Source organism: Paenisporosarcina quisquiliarum, assembly GCF_027563315.1.
GTDB lineage: Bacteria > Bacillota > Bacilli > Bacillales_A > Planococcaceae > Paenisporosarcina > Paenisporosarcina quisquiliarum.
Map to the genome: position 1 here is coordinate 25,306 of NZ_JAMKBJ010000006.1, position 19,145 is coordinate 44,450.

Consider the following 19,145-nt stretch of genomic DNA (forward strand, 5'->3'; position numbering starts at 1 on the left):
ATGGCCATGGAGAGAACGTATTATTACCCGGGAAATAAATTGTCGAAGAATGGTTTAAACCTACTTAACTAGGGAATTAGTAGGTAGAATAACTTACCAAAAAAGAGTTTAAAAGAGTTTCGTAAATGACCGACACAAAGGACTCGTGACTTACGTATCATATAAGACAGTTACTTGTCAAAAAGTTTTTAAAAAATGAGGGAATGGATACTTGTTTTATAGAGTAAATGACTGTAACATGAGAAATGTTTTTATTCCTAATTAATGACATCATACGAGTTTAATCGACACATAGAGAAAATCAATATATAAAACATGGAGGGTCAACATTGGATAAAATTATTGTAAGAGGCGGCCATAAGTTAACAGGTAAAGTAAGAGTAGAGGGTGCAAAAAATGCGGTATTACCGGTTTTAGCAGCAGCTCTTTTAGCGTCAAAAGGGAAAAACATCATTCGTGACGTAGCGAACTTAGCAGATGTTTACACAATTAATGAAGTGTTAAAAAGTTTAGGTGCAACTGTTCAATACTACCCGAAACAAAACGAAGTCATCATCGATTCTTCAGCTACTTTATCAAGTGAAGCTCAATTCGAATACGTTCGTAAAATGCGTGCATCCATCTTAGTTATGGGGCCAATCTTAGCTCGTAACGGCTTTGCTCGTGTAGCACTTCCAGGAGGCTGTGCAATCGGTTCACGTCCAATTGATCAACATTTAAAAGGCTTCGAAGCAATGGGTGCTGAAATTTCATTTGGACACGGATTTGTTGAAGCAAAAACAAATGGTCGCTTAAAAGGCGCTAAAATTTACATGGACGTTCCAAGTGTTGGAGCGACTGAAAACATCATGACGGCTGCGGCATTGGCAGAAGGTACGACTATTCTTGAAAATGCAGCTAAAGAGCCTGAGATTGTTGATTTGGCGAACTTCATCAACGAGATGGGTGGACGTGTTATCGGAGCTGGAACTGACACGATTCGTATCGAGGGCGTTGAGGAATTAGAAGGAACACTTCACCACATCATCCCGGACCGTATTGAAGCAGGCACATTTATGGTAGCAGCTGCTATCACTAAAGGTGATGTGACAATCGAAAACGCTGTTCCTGAACATATGGCAGCGTTGATTTCCAAAATGGAAGAAATGGGTGTTCAAATCAATGAAGAAGTGGACGGACTTCGTATCCGTGCAACTGGAACATTGAAATCAGTGGACATCAAAACTATGCCACATCCAGGTTTCCCGACTGATATGCAATCGCAAATGATGGCATTAATGTTAACGGCAACAGGAACTGGCATGCTTACTGAAACAGTATTTGAAAACCGCTTCATGCACGTAGAAGAATTCCGTCGCATGAATGGTAACGTGAAAATCGAAGGTCGCTCAGTGATTATGCAAGGACCATCTGATTTACAAGGTGCTGAAGTAGCAGCAACTGACTTACGTGCAGCTGCAGCATTAATCTTAGCTGGTTTAGCTTCAGAAGGTGTAACACGCGTTACTGAACTTTACCACCTTGATCGTGGCTACGTGAACTTCCACTTAAAATTACAAGCACTTGGAGCAGACATTGAACGCGTTTCATCTGAATCATCTGATGAAAAAGTGATGCAACAAACAGTTTAATTCTCTTATCCTATCATATTCCAAAAACCGACATCTTATACCCAAGATGTCGGTTTTTTTGTGGGGAATTTTTAGATTAAAATTCAATCCAAACGAGGCTGATCAGGGGGATTGTTAGTTTATTCAAGTTGGTTATGAAATGTTCCTATTCATTGATGAAATTCAAGATCATTTTCCGCTGAGCTCTGTGTAGGAAGTAGTACCCCTTCTTAAATTAATTTATTACTTCAAGCCTTTTGAGTGGTCGCTCAGTCTGACTTTTAGCTCTTCACATCTGAAAAAATGAAGTTGACGTCTGAAAAATGGAGCATCACGTCTGAAAAACGCGGTTGACGTCTGAAAAAGTGCCACATCAAAGAGACTTAATTTACTCGTTTGTACTGCCAAGCTGTAGTTGTTCCCGTTTACCCAGAGTCTCTCACAAAAATACCCCAAACACGAAGTAAGAGGGGGCTAATTAGTTCGTTTCCGCTACGCTGCTTTGGAAGAAGTTTATTCCCGTTGGAACTACGTTTATTTCTCATTTATCACGTTCTACTCTCGCTCAATTACTCCCAGTTCTAATTGGTTAGTTTCCGCTGCGCTGCTATTTAGAAAAACGAATTGAAAGATGAAATCTAGATAACACCCAGGCAAATCTAGATAAATTCTAATGCGCTCCAAAAATCATATTCTTTACTCTCTCTTCATATATTCGACCATGAGATACTTAGCCATTGTAATTGCCTGTCTCTGTTTATTCCTCCTGCCACTGCAACTGATTGAGAAGTTACCGCAACACGGGCAAGAGTCAGCAACGCCAACCGGCATTGAAGCGGCATGTGAACCTATACTGATTCGCGTGGAAGGGCATGCTGAGCCGTTTCCGTTAGAAGACTATGTCAAAGGTGTGGTTCAGGCAGAAATGCCGGCTACGTTCCAGCTAGAGGCCTTAAAAGCGCAAGCCATTGCAGCACGCACATACGCACTTAAAACAACAAATTTCGGAACAACTTCTATTAAACCTACTACTTCACACCAGGCGTTCATTTCTCAAAGCGAACGCATATCCCCTCCAAACATCGCACAAGCAATTACAGAAACAGCCTCACAAGTCCTTACCTATAATAATGAACTCATCACAGCCATGTTTTTTTCTACAAGCAATGGAAAAACGGAAAGCGCAGAAGGATATAGCGGGAACGAAATTCCTTATTTAGTAACAACGGATAGCCTGGGGGATACCATATCCCCGAAGTTCTTCAACACGAAAACGTTCACACTGAAGGAATGGAATGATGCGTTCGGCTTCACTTGGACTGCCGATCACTTCAAGACACTGGTGCTGACGCCTAATGAATCACAGCGAGTTAAACAAATGACGACCACCCAGCATGAATGGACAGGCCGTGAAATACGGGATATTTTAGGCCTCCCCTCCACGGACTTTGAAATCGACGCATCCAATCCAAATCTCATCACCGTATCTACGAAAGGATTCGGGCATGGAGTCGGGATGAGTCAATACGGTGCAAACGCCATGGCACAGGAAGGGAGTAAGGTGGAGGAGATCTTGAAACACTACTATCCGAAGACAGAAATAAAAAATTTCCAATCTATTCATTCCGCATGTTTAAAACCTTGAATCGCTGACAACACTAGCATCAAGAGGTGATGAATATGCGAGAGGAAAAATCTAACAATCCTTCTCTACCAAAAAAATCAAGTAAAAAACAAACGTGGCTATGGCCGGCGATTTACGTAGGATTTTCGCTATTATTTGTCGGCATGATCTGGGGGTACAATGCGTTTATTGGCTCTGACAGTGATGTTGCGGATGGTCCACGTACGGATGCCAATGGAGCTCCGGAAGAAGTTGCAGTAACGTCTCAAAAAGAGAACATGAAATTCCCATTCGATGAAGCGGCGCTTGATCAAATGACCATTCTACAAGATTTCTATGATCCAACAGCTACGGAAGAATCACAAGAAAATTCTCTTCTTGTATTCAACCAAACTTATGAAACAAGTACTGGTGTTACCATTTCAGTTGAAGGCGAACCGTTTGAAGTTTTTGCAGCAATGAGTGGAACTGTAAAAGAAGTAAATCTGGATCCATTCCTTGGAGACGAAATCGTCCTTGAACATGAAGACGGCCTAATTACTCAATATCGTTCAGTAAAAGAAATTTTAGTTAAAGTCGGCGACCATGTAAAACAAGGTCAGGCGATGGCAACTGCAACTGAAAATGAATTCAACCCAACAGCTGGCGTTCATTTACAGTTTGAAGTGTACGAAAATGGAGAAGCAGTAAATCCACGTAACTATTTGGCGTTCTAATTCCCAACTTTAAGGCATACGGTATAGGAAACGTTCGGTACGGAAGGATGCGGTCTTGCACGAACAGATCCGGAAACGTTGCCTAGAGCTTGGCGTCATGGTGCAGGAAACGGGCTTAACGGTACGCGCGGTTGCAAAGAAAACGGGCTACTCGAAGAGCACGGTGCACAAAGATTTAACAGAACGTTTAAAACTAGTAAATGAAGCACTGGCCAGAGAAGTTAGTGAAATCCTTGCCTATCATAAGTCGATCCGACATATTCGGGGCGGGGAAGCAACGAAACAAATGTGGAAACTAAAAGAAGAACACACGGAAGAAACGTCATGACGACACACTCGTCATGACGTTTTTTCTTTATAGTGAGTGTGATTCCTACGTGACCCTCGATTTTTCCTACGTGACCCCCAAATTTTCCTACGTCAACCCCGTTTTTTCCTACGTGACCCCCAAATTTTACAACTGAGAGTCATCTCCATCGCGCAACTCAGTATCGAAAGCTATTTGCGCCTCACTTATTCATGCTAAAAACCACATCTCAAGCACGGGACTATTTACTGAAAAAAGATGTAATTATTTGCTCTCTATGATAGAATAGTCAGTTAGTAGAGACAAAGATAGAGATCGTCAACTATTATGGGAATTGTAGGAAGGGGAAACAAGGTTCATGTTTGCTAAAGATATTGGAATTGACCTTGGAACGGCGAACGTTTTAATACATGTGAAAGGCAAAGGGATTGTATTAAACGAACCGTCAGTTGTAGCTATGGATCGCAAAACGAAACGCGTTTTGGCAGTTGGTGAAGAAGCACGTCAAATGGTAGGGCGTACTCCAGGGAATATCGTGGCAATTCGTCCATTGAAGGATGGAGTAATTGCTGATTTTGATGTGACTGAAGCCATGCTAAAACACTTTATTAATAAATTGGATGTTAAAGGATTTTTATCAAAGCCACGTATCTTAATCTGTTGTCCGACAAATATCACGAGTGTGGAACAAAAAGCAATTCGTGAAGCGGCAGAGAAATCAGGTGGCAAAAAAGTGTTTCTTGAAGAAGAACCTAAAGTGGCAGCGATTGGAGCGGGGATGGATATTTTCCAACCAAGCGGCAATATGGTCGTTGACATTGGTGGGGGCACAACAGATATCGCCGTACTTTCGATGGGTGACATTGTAACGTCCGAATCGATTAAAGTAGCTGGCGATGTATTTGATAATGACATTTTACAATACATAAAACGTCAATATAAACTATTGATTGGTGAGCGTACCTCTGAAGATATTAAAATCAGAATCGGTACAGTTTTTGCAGGTGGACGCAATGAAGAAATGGAAATCCGTGGTCGTGACATGGTAACAGGTCTACCACGCACCATTGTCATCCATTCTGATGAAATTGAAAGATGTTTAAGAGAATCGATTGCCATGATCGTGCAGGCTTCGAAAAACGTTCTGGAAAAAACACCTCCTGAATTATCTGCAGACATTATTGACCGTGGCGTGATTTTAACAGGTGGCGGCGCATTGATGCATGGTATTGATTTCTTACTTGCACAGGAATTGAAGGTTCCGGTATTAATTGCCGACAACCCAATGGATTGTGTAGCAATCGGAACAGGCATTTTGCTTAATAATATTGGCAAAGCATCCACTCGACTGTAAAATCCAACAAATAGACATGCACAATTGATGGACGATAAGGAGAACGGCGAATGACGAATGAAGTGAAAGAAGAACAACAACAGCAGGTGAATAAACCTGTTGCTTCAAACCGAAAACAGCATAAAGCTGAAAAAGCCGAAGCTAAAGATCAAAAGAAAACGTGGTGGGTTCAAATCCGTCTTTTCCCGATTTGGCTTCGCATTGTTTTGGTATTAGCTCTTGTCGTTGCTGCAATTGCAGCAGGATTAACGATTGGCTATGGTTACATCGGTGACGGGGAACCTAAAGATGCCTTGAAATGGGAAACATGGCAACACATATTAGATTTACTCAACGGTAAAGAGTCATAATCGAACTCTTATACGATTTTCAATAAAAATACTGTCTAGCTCCAAGCGCCAGCTCGCACCTCCACCAAAACAATTCGAGAAGAGCTTTTTGATTTGTTTTTTCAACGAGGGAGTCGAGCGAGAGTGGCGCTTTACGCTTTTCTAATGGAGGTACTACATTGACACTATCAGCTCAACAAATTCAAGCGATTTTACCACATCGTTACCCATTCTTACTGGTCGATCGAATCACTGAAATTGAGGACGGAAAACGTGCAGTTGGTTTGAAAAACGTTTCAATCAATGAAGATTTCTTCAATGGGCATTTCCCGGGATATCCTGTAATGCCAGGTGTGCTAATTATCGAAGCGTTGGCACAAGTAGGCGGCGTAGCGTTATTGAACAAAGAAGAAAACAAAGGACGTCTGGCATTTTTGACAGGTGTTGATAACTGCCGTTTCAAACGTCAAGTCGTTCCTGGCGATCAGCTTCGCTTGGAAGTGGAATTCGTAAAACTTCGTGGAGCAATGGGCAAAGGTCATGCTATTGCGACAGTAGACGGAGAAATCGCTTGCGAAACAGATATTTTATTTGCACTCGGACCAGTTGTAGAGAAAGAATAATCTGAATTTAGCAAGAGCACGTAGTTTAATGCTAATCGTCTGAGGGAATAATGAACTAGACGGTGTAGCCTTTTCAGTAGGAGGTTTATGCTTCATGTATAAAGAATTACCAACCGGTGTAAAAAGTAGCATTACACGTTCCATCAAAACCGTTTTCGAAAATTATATGGCCTCAATTGAATGGTCTGAAAATCGATTTAAAATGGAAGACTTCATTCAAGCATGGCGTATATATATAAGTGAAAGTGCTTCATGGACAGACAAAGTATCTGAGGAATGCAAACAAGACCCTGCATTTCATGAAGAAGTTGCCAAAAAAATGAATCAAGTCATTGAGAAAACTTTGAATGAGCCACCGTCTGAAGAACATGTTGCAAAAATTGAAATGATGCAAGAACAGCTGGACACTCATTATGATTATGCGTGTAAAGCGGAAGCGGCATACGTCGAATCCATTTTAAAAGAAAAACAAAACGCATAGTCGGATAGTTCCTTCCTTTCCCGGGCAACCTACAGTGAATCACACAATGTGTGGTGAACAATGCCGGAAAGGAGGGAATTTTTTATGTGGAAAAAAGCTTCAATGGTATTTGGGATGAGTGCACTCTTACTTGTCGGCTGTAACATGAATAATGACGACATTCCAGGTAACGAAACCCCAATGGAAAATGACGTAGAGAACGACGCAGAAGACGTGCGTGAGGATAACCAAGATTTAGTGCCTGGTACAGAAGGTGAAAACAAAGTGGATCCGACACAAGAAGACACAAACCAAGCTGAAGATAAAGACATGATGCAAGACCCGAATACAGAAGAAGAAGAAATTCTTGAAGACGACATGGATGCACGTGATGCGGATGACAAAGACAAATAATGATGTAAGATAGTGCTTTTCTGAAGCTTAATGGTGAAATGTTCTTCACAGCTTGTCCAGTGGTCTTTCCAAAAAGAAATGAATCAAAAAAATGATTGAGTTTCTGACGCTAAGACGTAAATCTGGGCTTGCTGAAAACAATACAAAAAGACTCGGCTAAATTAAACTTTAGCCGAGTCTTTTTTAAGTTGTGGTCTTTTTTGCATGTCTTCTTCGAAACGAGCGACAAGGGCATCACCGGATAACCCACTCGCAATCAGCTCTGCCAGCAATTGTTCTGCATACTGACGGCGAACTCGTTTTAAAGTTCCTTGGAATAATACCGAAACATAATCCCCGATTTCTTTGACAGCATATACCGCTACTTCAAAGCTTGCAGGTTCATTTTCAGGATATGAAATGACAACTTTCACTTCGATTATTTCACCGGAACCTTTATATTGCTCAAAAAAAGTACTGTCTTTTTTATCGACATACATTTCCAATATCCACGATCGGTGGCTGTTTTCTTGATTGATGATGATGCCATCCACAAGTGGAATCGAGATGGTTTGGTCCCCTTGAACCAATGTCATGGATAACATTTTAAAGGTTTTCAATAAGCTCACAGCCTTTCCGCAAAGTTCATTGACTCTATTATATCATAGACTTTAAAAATCTTAGGAAACTAGCCAAAATCGAATTTTGACGAAACTCATTAACCTTAGAGCCACGTGGATTCAAATGCACTTTGTTAATATGTGGAACTAGCAAAATTGAATTTTGCCACGCAGTAAATGGGGCAAAATGAATTTTTGGCACTTTGCACACAATTAGATGTGCTTTGTACAATAAATTCAAGAAGCGGGAAGGAGGTGAATAAATGAATCAAATTGGGATGATTGGGCGTATGACAAAGGATCCGGTACTCCGGCATTTGTCTGAAGGCAGGGTGCAAGCAAGTTTCGTACTGGCTGTACAACGTACCTACAAAAATGCAAAAGCGGAAGATGCCGATTTTGTGTTGTGCACGGTATGGGGGAAACTTGCTGAACACACCGTAAAGTATTGTGGAAAAGGCTCGCTCGTAGGAATCAGTGGACATATCCACTCGAGATCCTACCAAAAAGAAGATGGGAATCGCATCTTCGTCACAGAAGTAATCGTTGAAGAAGTTCAGTTTTTACAGACGAAACCGAAAGCAGGAGAAACTTCTGAAATCCCTCATATGAAAAAGGAATCGCAAGCAAAACGAGACTTCATTTTCTCTGAGGAAGAGCACAAAGAATTGCCGATTGTGTAACTAGGATTTCCACGGTTGACCGCACCGTTGGCTAGTACACAAGATTTCTCAAATCCAAGAGAAAGGAATTCACCCAATATGAAAGCTGCAACAACTGATCATCTCATTCGAATGGAACTACATATGGAACAAATGATTCGTATGATCGCGAATTTGAATGAGCGTATCCAAGTGCTCGAACACAGATTGACCGAACCCGCACTACGCATAGTGGGCAAATAAGATGATTCACGACTGACAAGAGAGGAAACCGGCCGCGTGAAGCACGGCCGGTCTTGTACATAGAATTGTTCCAACATTTAGAACCAAATTTTGTTCATACCTTGTAAAAACTCTTTGGTAATAGGGTAGTTTGACTTGTCTCCGATCACAGAGTCGATTCCACATTCGGGACAAAGAGCGGTTTGTTCGTTATCTACCCATTCCTCTATTTTCGATGGAGGGAATGTCTGAAGGCAGTAGAAACAACCGCATAATTGGCTATCTTCTAATTCATTGCGATGCATACTGCTTTTTTTATGGGCTGCTCTAAATTTATCTTGTGTCAATTAAATACCCCCTAAGAATTGATTTATCTTACTTAAACGACAGGCACGTATGCAGTCCATGATAATCATTCTAAGAACGATTAAAAAACACCTGCCGGAAATCCGACAGGCATCGCTATTAACCTAATGTAAGCAGTTCTTTCAAATCATCATCAGCAAGTTCAGTAATCCACTGGCTCGATTGAATTAAGTCTTCCGATAAGGCTTGTTTATCGGCAAGTAATTTGTCGATTTTCTCCTCAATCGTTCCAATTGTCACGAACTTATGCACATGGACAAAACGTGTTTGGCCAATGCGGTATGCACGGTCGGTTGCTTGATTTTCAACTGCTGGATTCCACCAGCGATCGGCATGCAATACATGATTGGCAGCTGTTAAGTTAAGACCTGTTCCACCAGCCTTCAGTGACAGAATGAATACCGGGAACTCTTTTTCCTGGAAAGCTTCAACCAAACGGTCACGCTGTGCTTTTGGCATACTACCTGTTAAAAACGGTGGATCGATGTCGTGCAGTTCGCTTAAGCAATGCTGCAACAGATGTCCCATCCCGATGTACTGAGTGAAAATGAGGCATTGCTCACCACGTTCGGCAATTTCAGCAGCGAGCGTCACGATTTGAGCGAGCTTCTCAGAACGCTCCATCATATACTCCGCTTCACCAAACCCCTCTTTCAGATAAAGGGCTGGGTGATTACACAATTGCTTCAGCTTGCTCAACATTTTTAAAATCAGACCTTTTTTCTCAAAACCGGTCAGTGTTTCAAGTTTAAACAGCGTTTCTTGAATCAAGCTTTCATAGAGTGCTGCTTGCTCCGTCGTCAACGGGCAGTACTCACGCTGTTCTTGTTTGTCCGGCAAATTCAACAACAAGTCCGGATCCTGCTTTGTCCGTCTCAGTAAGAAGGGACGGATTTTGTTTCGCAGTTTTTGTTTATGATTTTCCGATTCATCCCGCTCGATTGGAGCAATAAAGTTTTCCTGGAATTTACGGAAGCTACCTAAATAACCTTTATATATGAAATCAAAAATAGCCCATAGCTCAGACAGACGGTTTTCAACAGGTGTTCCTGTCAGTGCCAGATGATGTTCACCGCGTAATTTGCGGATGGCACGACTTTGCTTCGTGTGCATGTTTTTGATGTTCTGTGCTTCATCCAAAGTCACACTGGCCCACTCGATTTCACTTAACGCTTCAGCATCCTGAGAAGCCGTTCCGAACGTTGTCAACACGACATCCGGTTTCATGGATATAAGTTCACTTGCCATTGATTCATCTTTCGAACGCGTCTGGCCGTAATGCACATGAACATCCAAGTCTGGCGCAAATCGAGCAAGCTCTTTCTGCCAGTTTCCTAAAACGGAAGTGGGGCAAATGATAAACGAAGGCTTATCGGTTTGCTTCGTGCGATGGACATGGAGCAAATACGCAATAAGCTGAACCGTTTTCCCAAGACCCATATCATCCGCTAAACAAACGCCGAATCCTTGTTCACGCATGAAGACAAGCCAGTCAAAGCCTTGTTGTTGGTAAGGTCGTAGTTCCGTTAATAAGTGCGGAGACACATTCGTTGTCGGTAAGCCTTTTTTATCCTGTAACTGTTCCAAATACTTTTGAAGGGATTGATTCAGTTCGAACTGGAATAATGGATCTTCCTCTTCTTCCAAGTTGTCTTCATCAAGCACTAACGCATCTGGCAGTTCGCGGAAAAGTAATTCTTTTACGGTCCAGTCTTCCGATTCGGTTTGTTCCATCAACTGGCGGATTTCATGCATCCAGTGTGAATCAATGCGAAACCACTCGTTGCCGGCACGGATATACTCACGATTTTCTTCTACCATTTGTTTGAATTGATCTTCCGTGATGGCTTGGCCATTTAACGAGAAATGCCAGTCGAAAGTCAGAATTTCATTGAGTCCGGCTGTCGTTTTAAAGGAAGCGGTCTTAGCATTCGACTTAACGCGAAGTTTCGATTCTTTTACAGCTTTCAACCAACCTGGCAAAATCACTTCAAAACCAAGCGCTTGCAAACGGGCTGCATCATCACGCAAAAAGTGTCGAACATCCAGATCACTTAACGTGCGAGATAAAAATCGATCTGTATCCGCTTCAATATTCATCAATTCCAGCATATTGGCTTGTGTTTCATACACATAAGGTGCGTGGATTTTCCACTTATCAGGCAATGCATCTGCGATCGGAGATTCTTTCTTACGAAAAGCGGGCGTCCAGTGCACGGAACTTTTCTTGCCACGAACGACTGTTTCAAGAAGCCATTCATCCGAAAATGATTCAGGTTCACTAAGACGAAGTGCCACGTTGACATCCGTATGTCCGCTTTGAGCTTGCAACGGCCAGCCACCTTGTTTGAAGAAGGGGAGAAGTGTTGGGATATCCGCCATCGTTAGACCTGCTCCGTACAGTTTCTGTTGAATCGCGGACGTCAGCATCACTTTTGCATCTGGTGTCACTTCTTCTGTTGTCAGGACAAGAGAACCTTCTTCGAATTCAATATCGTTCCAAAGTGTAGGCGCACTCCATAAGTCAGCCGCTTGTTGGATCGTTGTAATTGTCGACTCATCTTCCTGCGCATACCCGCTTACGTGCACGTACGGATGTTTAACGAGCGGTGAAAACAGTTCGACTAATTCCAGTGTTGAAAAACGAGTTTCTTCATCATGATGCAAACCGTAAAAAGACGGTTCATGTTGAAAGGAAAGAAATGAAATCCATTGCTCAGTAAATAAACGCATGCCTTCATCATTGTAGGCATGCACGGTTGTAAATCCATCATCCATTGAATCGAATGACAGTATTAAATTTTTCATAAAAGGCGATACACGGGAAGTCATAAAGGCAAGTTTCCTTTCTGTATCTCTTCTTGGAGCGCTCGTAAGCGTCGGTATTTCGCTTGGAGTTCGCTGACATAATTGTTCCAGTATTCGGTTTTTCCACTTTTCTTCGCAGCTGATTTCATCTTTTTCCAAATGCGTACGGCTTGTTTATAGTTATGGCGATTGCGCTCTCTCACTTCTGTCAAAGCAAGTACATGATAAAGCGGCAGCACGGTTTCAGGCGCTTCCTGAAGAACCGTCTTCAAGCCACAAGATTCCGCATAATCAAGCGTTGACCCAAATCGGTGATGCAGTGCCACCCAATCTTGATAACGCTGTTGATCAATCAGGAAATCGGAATAAGCGCGAACGCCAAATGAACCAAATTGCCAGAATAACTGCTCACGCTCAGCATCGGGCATTTCGATGAATTTATACAATGCATATAACTTGGATACGAAGACAGAGCGATTCCATGCAGAGAGATGACTGTTCACATATTCAAAAATATGCGGTCGCATGGCATGCAAAATAATCGTCAACGACGCCAGATCATCCTGTTCTTTCGCAAGCTTCGCCAAATGCATCCATTCCGGCATATCGCTTGGGAGAATGCGATCCGTAATCACTTTTAATTCGTCCGGTTTTTTTAACAACAAACAGAACAATGCCCGGAATAAATCATGATTAAGATTTTTGCTATCGTTTAAATAAGCAAACTCTTGTTCACGACGGGCTTTTTCTGTCAGTAAAATTACCCAATAGGCATGGAACAAATTAAAACGAAGATCCGCCATGGTTTCCAGTTCATAAGCGATGTGACGGACATGCATCACGAGTGCATCATAAAATGGATCAGCTGAGAACAAACGGGGTTTGCTCGACAGATTCAACAGCTGATGCTGTATATCTTCAATATCCGTCTGAATCGTGGCGCGGAACAAATTTTCATTCATATCTTCGCTGACATCAAACAACATACGCAGCAACATCGTTTTGGTATATACCTCGTAAAGAGGCTGCCATTCACGTTCAAACGGCATGAACTTCTTCAATTTTTGTTTCATTTGGTTAATTGAGTTGTCGATATAGTAGCGTTCTTTCCAAGACCAATCACCCGAAACAGCATTGAATGTCGATTGAACAATCGCGTTCCAGCTTTCTGGTGTACGTTCATTAGCAAGCAACGAAAGCTGTTCCGACTTTTTCAGGCGCCATTCCTGGAGCCACTCGGATAAAGAAAACTTTTGCATATATAAACTGAAGACAACGGCTAAGCAATGACGGCATAGACGTTTTTCCGGACAGGAGCATGTGATTTGCTCTTCTACTAAATGAATCGACACGATGGCAGGACTTACATCTTGCACTTTGGCTTCGAGTATATGTTCGTACGGATCATATGAAAGCGCACGTACCGCGCCATTGCGAACGGAAAAAGAGGCACGTCGGACCAGCTCCTCATCCTCTTGATGAGAAGGGTGCAAGTCTTCCGCAATCGACTCCATCCATTGCTGGACACGGGTTTGGTAACGTACGGCAATATTAAATAAAGAATGGCTCAACAACAACATCTCCAAAAAAAATCTTTCCTTTCATTATACGGCTTTTCGAGGAAAACCGTAAGTGAAAGGAAAGAATTATGATTTTAAATGAAGATAGGCTTTCAAAAATTCTTTAAACTTTTCTTTATCAAGCGTTGGTTTACTATAAAACTCCTGGAATAGCTGAAAGAAAGTAGGGTCAGATTTATACGCATGATAGACCGGATTCAAGGACTCTTCTCCGTAATCGTCCAGTGGTTCTTTTACACGCAATAGTTTCTTGCGGGAAATCGTGGATGAATGATAGATGACTTCATTGCTGATATCTCTCGGAATGCCGTAAAGCGAGCACATTGCCCGAAAGACTGGTAGAGAAATACTCTCAGGATTTGTTTCATAGCGAGATAAAGTACTGGCAGAAATATTCAGTAGTTTGGCAGCTTCTTTTTGAGTAAGTTGAGATAGCTTTCGGTACTCCGTAATCAGTTCATGTAATTGCAAAATCAACACCACCTTAGTTGCAGGTAGTGTAGTCAATTTCAGCTCTCTTGTTCTAAGATATCTTATTATTGAAATGGCGTTTCATAATTGATATATTATTTTTAACAAAAACAGAATATTTAGTAATATCTTAATAGCTTATTCCACTTAATGGAACCTAAACCAAATTGAAACCATTTTAGAAAGGTTGATTTACTTTGCCCATCCTATGAAATTGTACTGCCTGGGTTGCAACAAAGCACCAAATTCAAACAGAACGGCCAGGAATTTTTACTATATGTTACTCCGAACGGAGAACGTAAAGCGGCAATCATTGTTTCCAATAATAATGGAAAAGCATTGATTGAACGCCTGTCATTCGATTCATTTGAAATTGAAGATCTTCACATTGATTTTATTAATAACAAATGCTCTTTTACATACAAAGAAACCCTTGGAATGGATATCGCCACAACCATACAAAACATACTGCTTGGGTTCTTCATTCAGTACCACGAGCAATCCATCGCCTTTATTACATACAGAAAAAAGAAGAAATGACCACTGATGCTACCTGATTAACGGTAGCATTTTTTTCGGATATGTCATGCACGAAACGTACGGGATTGTGATACACTATTAGTAATCAGAATATTTTGATAAAAAAGGAGGGGATCACAATGTTACACGTACAACTAATGAAACCATTTTATTCAAAACTAGAAGGCCAGAAGATGAAACTGGTATTTGCCTATCAATATTTCTCTATTAAAAAAGATGACGAATTATTTCACTTCATTCCTGTGGAAGGAAAAGAAATCATCGTCAATATGCATACGTATCAAGTCGAAAACTTATCGGATGTCTTCGTTTTTCAAAAAGGCAATCGCTTCATCCGCTTACCACTCTATCAATTGTTGTTAGTGTCTGATATTCATATGCATTTGCAAACGATTTTACAACATGGCGAGCCGGAAGACAGAGAACCAGCCAGCGATGTTAAGGAAGAAGCAAACGAATTCATTTCGTTACTCGAGCAAGCAAATCGCAGCCGGATGATTGACTACGCGCTCACTACGCGAGATCAAAATCTCTTTGATCGATTGACACATTAACCGTTGGAGGATAATCATGGAACTCAATAAAAGTTGAAAACACCTGCCTACGCAATGAGGGAGGTGTTTTCTTGTGGACATTTTTTATGTATATTCATCTTCGTTTCCATCAAGCCAAATTAAAAACCCTTCTCCGAAATAATGCGATCGGGGAAGGGCTCTAGTCGTACCTGTACATACAACACGCTCCTAAATCAACATATACAAAATTATGACAGATACACTTGACCCGATGACGCCGAACAAGATATCGACAGCATTCAATTCAAGCAGTTTGTTTAATTTCATATTTACCACGTCCTCTCTACTTTTCTCTGCTTACTGAAACTTATAGAAGCGGCTGGCGTCTTACCATTCCTAAAACGTATCGCAGGAAATACGATTAAATTAGTATATGTAGAAATTTTCCTTTGATAGGTTATATAAAGTTTAGGTTTTGTAGGAATATTTTATTCATTTTTTACTAAATTTCAGTTCAATGATTCTCCAAAATTCAATTTTGAGGCATTTTTTTATGCCAAAATTGAATTGTCTAAGCTTAATAGGTGGTCAAAATTCAAATTTGAGGCGAAATGTATCCATTAAAACCATGGTGATTTAAACTAAAATAGAGCTATTGAACCTTTGGGGAAGGAGAGATAGAGGACGATCGATGTATACATAGCGTTGCGGGAAACTCACCTCATTCCTACACCCATCCGCGCGCAATTGAGCTTACGGGCAGTATAATTCTGTCGACCTGTTTAGGTGGGGGCCTAAATCTTGTCACAAAGAAAAGTGTGAGCATAGTTGGGAGCTCACACTTTTTTCATTGGACTCACTTAAAATCTATTCCAAAAGGCATAAACCTATGAATCTCTTACTATACTCCCATAACTTTTTCACCAATTTTTCGATATCTGTACCCTTCGTACGTTACAAATGATGTCGAATTTTGGTAAAGTAAAGGAAGATTAATAGCTACTGGTAGTTACGGGAAGGAAACTTGATAATATGATATTTGATTTTCGGTTTTGGCGATATCTAGCAAACCAGCAAGAACTAATAGATAATCTCGGTTCAGCCACGATGCGCGACTTCAAAAAACGCGTCTGGATGGTCGGTTTGTTCGGATTACTATTATTTGTTACACAAGAGCTGTGGGGTATGAACACACAGCACCTCACTTCTTTATATGCATTCGGCGGCAATGACCCATACACACTGGCTCGTCTTGTCTCACTTGTAGGAATCATCCTTTGGGCAATTCTTTATATGGCCTTCCACTTTTTCGGCATCGCTTTCCTATTAAACCGCATCACTGGCATCGAATTATCCAAGCTGGCCGTGTTGCAACTGTATGTTGTAGGAATCCTGTTACTTGAAAAAGCATTACTATTTTTCATCTTTTTGATGACGGGTGCAACCACTCCGGTGTCACTGTTTTCATTCGGCCCACTGGCAGCAACAGTGTTCGATCACCCATTCCTTGTATTCTTCTTTAATCAACTATCCATCTTTACGGCATTGATTATTGCGTTGCAAGTTCGTTTCATCCGTTCATTCACGGAGATGAACCCGCGCATTATTTTATTAATCATCATTGCCATACATATCGTGATGACACTTATTACTGCAGCAGTCGGCTTACTTCCTCTTGAAGAATGGTACGGTCGTTTTGTTGAAGGAGGTGCCGGCAAATGAATAAATGGTTAACAATCGGCATATCCGTCGCAGTTTCCGCTTTCCTTGGCGCAAACGCGATTCTGTTGTTTAGCGACAAGAGCGTGATTTCGAAAGACGTGTATGTCCATGATTACGAACGTTTGGCAGCTGGCGACTTTGAAGAATCTTTACCGAAAGAATCACTCGTTGCTCCACTCGACACAACCACGGTTTATGTGGAAAGTGAAGATACAATTCAAGACTGGTTAGTCAAAGAAGGAGACGCAGTGAAAGCAGGCGACGAGCTTGCTACACTGAATACGTCTACAGCTGATGAACAACGGGAAGTATGGGAGTCGGAGAAGGAAGCACTTGAGCGTCAAGTGACGGAAATCAACGCAACCATCAGTACGTTGCAATCTGACCGTGCAACTGCACAGAGCACAAGTAGTTCAACAGGAAATGCCACAGACAACGTAACAGAAAACACAGACGATCAAACCGTTAATGTTGATGTCAACGTAGATGTCGGCGTAGACGTTTCCCAAGACGGCGCATTCGCACAAGCAATCGCTGAAGCGGAGCAGAAACTGTCTGAAGTCAACCAACAATTACAAGTCGTCGATGCACAGCTTGCTCAAGAAGGAGCGGCTGCCATCATTAGTCCAGTCGAAGGGATCGTATCGACAATTCGCGATAAAAACGACCGCTTGGCGATTGAAATTTACAGTATCGATAAAATCATCGTTACGTATGCAACGGATGAGCAATGGCAGGACGTGCAAGTCGACGACCGCGTTCGCCTCCAAGCAGATGGCATGGAACAATCAATAGAAGGAACGGTAACGCAAGTTTCCCAAGTTCCTGCACAAGATTCCGAATTCCTGACTGCCTATAAAGCATTGGATCCAAAAGATCATAAGAACCCACTGGCATACTATGAAGTTCGCATTCAACCGAAAGAACCAATCACAAACTTGCCTTTCGGAAACAACACGAACGCCATGGTGCTAGTAAACGAAGCACAACAAGCAGTTGCCGTTCAGAGCGCTTGGTTAAACAATCGTTTTGACAACAAAGCAGGAGCACATGTCGTGAACAAATACGGATATGCGGTGAAAACACCTGTAACGATTGCCTTCGATTTGAAAACACGTTCGGTCATCACAGAAGGCCTCAAAGTAGGCTCAGTCGTTGTCTACGAACCACAAATCAACGACTACCGTTACGCACCAGCCATCTTCTACCCAATGCCAATAGCATCCCCTTCATGGGAATCAGCAAAAGCATTCGGCTGGAAAAACTACCTTAAATACTTAGCACGATAAACATAAACGACCTCTTCCTAGTCATGGAAGAGGTCGTTTATGTTTGCGAAGGAATTGTGATGTAACGATGAATTTTAGATTGGTGGTCGTGAAATAGAGACATGCTATGTTGATATGAAGATATTTAGCCGTGAAATGAAGAGATAAGATATTCAAATCAGCCTTAGCGAACCCTGTCAGAGTTGTCTCAAAGATTAGCTCGTTTAATTTTGATTTCATTGTACAAGTAGGACCCTAAACAACCAAAGTAGTAAGATATTAATAATATGGCGATATTTGTAAAACTGAATAATTCATATCCTGCGATAAAAAGATTGACTACATAGAAAATAGAAGCGCATATTCCTCCTATGTCCAATGAGTGTTTAAAATAGTAATGGTTTGCAATAATTCCTCCGATTAATGCAACAATTAAAGAGTTAATTATGGCTAACACAAAAAAGAATGATTGCGGGAAAAGTTGATCTTACACGTATCCCAATGCAAATAGGGTTAAATACTGGATAATCAAGGAAATCATAAGAACCGGTAACCAACTAAATTTTTTCCCTTTCATGCTATGCTATCCCTCCACTACATTCACTATATTCAGGAGAATGGAAAAATAGAATTTCATTTTACTTTTTCGTTTCACTTCCTAGAATAAAAAAGAACATTCTGCGAAATATGTCCGTAATTGAGATGTGGTCCTGGATTATTATCTTCTTGATGTCGAAAACTTTTTATTTGTTGTCATTTAATTTCTACAATTTATGATGAATGCCCTTTGTTATAGTAATTTCACTAAATAACAGAGGTGATTAAATGAATTTTGAGCTTGTACTTGAAACGATTATTGGTCCACGTGAATATTTTTATGATATTGAATGCAACGTTTGTGGATTTGATGAAATATACTTTCAACACCCTGTTACAAAAAAACTAATAGGTGTTG

20 protein-coding genes are annotated in these 19,145 nt (G+C 41.3%); 15 read left to right on the forward strand and 5 right to left on the reverse strand.

Annotation, left to right across the window (positions count from 1 at the left end):
• The first annotated feature begins 329 nt into the window (after positions 1–329).
• From murA to M9R32_RS08545, 9 genes are all read left to right on the forward strand, one after another.
• On the forward strand, positions 330–1,631 hold the full coding sequence (gene murA, locus M9R32_RS08505; protein ID WP_269926309.1) for a UDP-N-acetylglucosamine 1-carboxyvinyltransferase: 1,302 nt from the start codon (positions 330–332) through the stop codon (positions 1,629–1,631).
• Between the two features lie 652 nt (positions 1,632–2,283).
• Positions 2,284–3,255 carry a stage II sporulation protein D gene (gene spoIID / locus M9R32_RS08510; RefSeq protein WP_269926310.1) on the forward strand — a complete coding sequence of 324 codons (972 nt, stop codon included), beginning with the start codon at positions 2,284–2,286 and terminating at the stop codon, positions 3,253–3,255.
• Positions 3,256–3,290: 35 nt separating this feature from the next.
• Positions 3,291–3,950, forward strand: a complete 660-nt coding sequence (locus M9R32_RS08515; RefSeq protein ID WP_269926311.1) for a M23 family metallopeptidase — start codon at positions 3,291–3,293, stop codon at positions 3,948–3,950.
• Between the two features lie 55 nt (positions 3,951–4,005).
• Positions 4,006–4,278, forward strand: coding sequence for a sporulation transcriptional regulator SpoIIID (locus M9R32_RS08520; RefSeq protein ID WP_269926312.1), 273 nt, complete (start codon positions 4,006–4,008; stop codon positions 4,276–4,278).
• Positions 4,279–4,615: 337 nt separating this feature from the next.
• Complete coding sequence (gene mreB, locus M9R32_RS08525) at positions 4,616–5,611, forward strand: rod shape-determining protein (RefSeq protein ID WP_269926313.1); 996 nt, start codon at positions 4,616–4,618, stop codon at positions 5,609–5,611.
• Positions 5,612–5,661: 50 nt separating this feature from the next.
• Positions 5,662–5,961 (forward strand): DNA-directed RNA polymerase subunit beta, encoded by a 300-nt coding sequence (locus M9R32_RS08530; protein WP_269926314.1) that lies wholly within the window; start codon positions 5,662–5,664, stop codon positions 5,959–5,961.
• Positions 5,962–6,119: 158 nt separating this feature from the next.
• A complete protein-coding gene (gene fabZ, locus M9R32_RS08535; RefSeq protein WP_269926315.1) occupies positions 6,120–6,563 on the forward strand; it encodes a 3-hydroxyacyl-ACP dehydratase FabZ in 444 nt (147 codons plus the stop codon).
• A gap of 94 nt (positions 6,564–6,657) precedes the next feature.
• A complete protein-coding gene (locus M9R32_RS08540) occupies positions 6,658–7,044 on the forward strand; it encodes a hypothetical protein (RefSeq protein WP_269926316.1) in 387 nt (128 codons plus the stop codon).
• Between the two features lie 84 nt (positions 7,045–7,128).
• Entirely contained in the window at positions 7,129–7,437 is a 309-nt protein-coding gene (locus M9R32_RS08545; RefSeq protein ID WP_269926317.1) for a hypothetical protein, read from the forward strand.
• A 161-nt stretch (positions 7,438–7,598) separates the two neighbouring features.
• On the opposite strand, the gene M9R32_RS08550 is transcribed toward M9R32_RS08545, so the two are convergent.
• Entirely contained in the window at positions 7,599–8,036 is a 438-nt protein-coding gene (locus tag M9R32_RS08550; protein WP_269926318.1) for a YwpF family protein, read from the reverse strand.
• Between the two features lie 263 nt (positions 8,037–8,299).
• Between M9R32_RS08550 and M9R32_RS08555 the strand changes: the two genes are divergently transcribed.
• A complete protein-coding gene (locus tag M9R32_RS08555; protein WP_269926319.1) occupies positions 8,300–8,719 on the forward strand; it encodes a single-stranded DNA-binding protein in 420 nt (139 codons plus the stop codon).
• Positions 8,720–8,734: 15 nt separating this feature from the next.
• Positions 8,735–8,941 carry a hypothetical protein gene (locus tag M9R32_RS08560; RefSeq protein ID WP_269926320.1) on the forward strand — a complete coding sequence of 69 codons (207 nt, stop codon included), beginning with the start codon at positions 8,735–8,737 and terminating at the stop codon, positions 8,939–8,941.
• Between the two features lie 77 nt (positions 8,942–9,018).
• Here M9R32_RS08560 and M9R32_RS08565 read toward each other — a convergent pair whose 3' ends face one another.
• From M9R32_RS08565 to M9R32_RS08580, 4 genes are all read right to left on the reverse strand, one after another.
• On the reverse strand, positions 9,019–9,267 hold the full coding sequence (locus M9R32_RS08565) for a cytoplasmic protein (protein ID WP_418936240.1): 249 nt from the start codon (positions 9,265–9,267) through the stop codon (positions 9,019–9,021).
• A gap of 118 nt (positions 9,268–9,385) precedes the next feature.
• Positions 9,386–12,118, reverse strand: coding sequence for a DEAD/DEAH box helicase (locus M9R32_RS08570; RefSeq protein WP_269926321.1), 2,733 nt, complete (start codon positions 12,116–12,118; stop codon positions 9,386–9,388).
• Entirely contained in the window at positions 12,115–13,665 is a 1,551-nt protein-coding gene (locus tag M9R32_RS08575) for an SWIM zinc finger family protein (protein WP_269926322.1), read from the reverse strand. The genes M9R32_RS08570 and M9R32_RS08575 overlap by 4 nt, the downstream gene beginning before the upstream one ends.
• 75 nt (positions 13,666–13,740) lie before the next feature.
• Positions 13,741–14,181, reverse strand: coding sequence for a helix-turn-helix domain-containing protein (locus tag M9R32_RS08580; RefSeq protein WP_269926323.1), 441 nt, complete (start codon positions 14,179–14,181; stop codon positions 13,741–13,743).
• 192 nt (positions 14,182–14,373) lie between these two features.
• Between M9R32_RS08580 and M9R32_RS08585 the strand changes: the two genes are divergently transcribed.
• From M9R32_RS08585 to M9R32_RS08600, 4 genes are all read left to right on the forward strand, one after another.
• Complete coding sequence (locus M9R32_RS08585) at positions 14,374–14,685, forward strand: hypothetical protein (RefSeq protein ID WP_269926324.1); 312 nt, start codon at positions 14,374–14,376, stop codon at positions 14,683–14,685.
• A 119-nt stretch (positions 14,686–14,804) separates the two neighbouring features.
• Positions 14,805–15,239 (forward strand): transcriptional regulator, encoded by a 435-nt coding sequence (locus M9R32_RS08590; protein WP_269926325.1) that lies wholly within the window; start codon positions 14,805–14,807, stop codon positions 15,237–15,239.
• Between the two features lie 993 nt (positions 15,240–16,232).
• The gene (locus tag M9R32_RS08595) at positions 16,233–16,922 is read left to right on the forward strand and encodes a hypothetical protein (protein ID WP_269926326.1); all 690 of its coding nucleotides are present in this window, start codon (positions 16,233–16,235) and stop codon (positions 16,920–16,922) included.
• Positions 16,919–18,211 carry an efflux RND transporter periplasmic adaptor subunit gene (locus M9R32_RS08600; protein ID WP_269926327.1) on the forward strand — a complete coding sequence of 431 codons (1,293 nt, stop codon included), beginning with the start codon at positions 16,919–16,921 and terminating at the stop codon, positions 18,209–18,211. The genes M9R32_RS08595 and M9R32_RS08600 overlap by 4 nt, the downstream gene beginning before the upstream one ends.
• Positions 18,212–19,145: the final 934 nt, after the last annotated feature.